The sequence below is a fragment of the Streptomyces sp. NPDC048057 genome, assembly GCF_040653095.1.
Lineage (GTDB): Bacteria > Actinomycetota > Actinomycetes > Streptomycetales > Streptomycetaceae > Streptomyces.
Genome location: NZ_JBEZNF010000082.1, coordinates 1 through 1551, shown reverse-complemented (window position 1 = coordinate 1551; position 1551 = coordinate 1). Strand labels below are relative to the sequence as shown.

1 protein-coding gene is annotated in these 1551 nt (G+C 68.5%); it reads left to right on the top strand.

What is annotated here, in order from left to right; all coding sequences use genetic code 11:
• On the top strand, positions 1-1551 hold a 1551-nt coding region (locus tag AB0E05_RS36405), incomplete at both ends, for a condensation domain-containing protein (RefSeq protein WP_361971905.1).

Genomic DNA, 1551 nt, shown 5'->3' with positions numbered 1-1551 from the left:
AGCACCCCGACACCACACCCGTCATCGCCGACATGTACGGGCCCACCGAGACCACCGTCTACGTCACCCACCACTCCCACACCACCGCCACCATCACCTCTCCCACCAGCACCATCGGACACCCGCTCCCCAACGCCCACCTCTACGTCCTCGACCAGGACCTCAGCCTCGTACCGCCGGGCGTCATCGGCGAGCTGTACATCTCGGGAGCGAACCTCGCCCGCGGCTATCTGAACCGGCCGGCGCTCACCGCTGACCGTTTCCTCGCCAATCCGTACGGGCCGGCCGGCACCCGCATGTACCGCACCGGGGACCTGGCCCGCTGGGCTGCGGACGGCACCCTCCAGTACCTCGGCCGCACGGACCACCAGGTCAAGATCCGCGGCTTCCGCATCGAACTCGGCGAAATCGAAGCAGCGCTGGTGCGACACCCCGACGTGGCCCATGCCGCCGTGCACACCCACACCGACGCCTCCGGCACCCCCCAGCTCGCCGCCTACCTCGTCCCCGCGCCCGGCCAACGCCTCAACCCGGCCGAGCTGCGGGAACACCTCAGCGCGACACTTCCCGACCACATGGTCCCGGCCGCCTTCGTCACCCTCGCCGAACTACCCCTCAACACCAGCGGCAAGCTCGACCGCAACGCCCTCCCCGCCCCCGACTTCACCACCCAGACGACCGACCGCGCTCCGCGCACCCCCCACGAACAGGTCCTCGCCGCCCTCTTCGCCGAGGTCCTGGACCTCCCCCGGGTCGGCATCGACGACAACTTCTTCGAGCTCGGCGGGCACTCCCTCCTCGCCACCCGACTCACCAGCCGCATCCGCGCCACCCTCGACATCGAGACTCCCGTACGGGCCCTCTTCGACAGCCCCACCGTCGCCGGGCTGGCACGTCACCTCGACAGCAGCGCGAAGCGCCGCCCGGCCCTTCGACCGGCGAACCGGCCGGAGCGGATCCCGCTCTCCTTCGCCCAGCGGCGCCTGTGGTTCCTCAACCAGCTCGAAGGCCCGAACCCGACCTACAACCTCCCCTTCGTCATCCACCTCACCGGCACCCTCGACACCGGAGCCCTCCAGCAGGCCCTCATCGACCTCGTCACCCGACACGAAAGCCTGCGGACCACGTTCCCCGACGTCTCGGGAACCCCGTACCAGCACATCCTCACCCCCAAGGACGCCGCACCCGCCCTCCCCCTTCACCGCACCACCCCGGAAGGGCTCCACAACGAACTCACCCGAGTCGTCCGGCAGGGATTCGACCTGGCGAACGAGCCACCTCTTCGCGCACACCTCTTCACCACCGGACCCGACGAGCACTCCCTGGCGCTCGTCTTCCACCACATCGCCGCCGACGGCGAATCCACCGAGCCGCTGTTGAACGACCTCCTCCACGCGTACGAGAAACGAGTCGTCGGCGAGGAGCCCGAATTCATCGAGCTGCCGGTCCAGTACGTCGATTACACGTTGTGGCAGCAGGAACTGCTGGGCGACGAGAACGACGAGAACTCCCTCGCAGCACAACAACTCGCCTACTGGAAAGAAACACTCA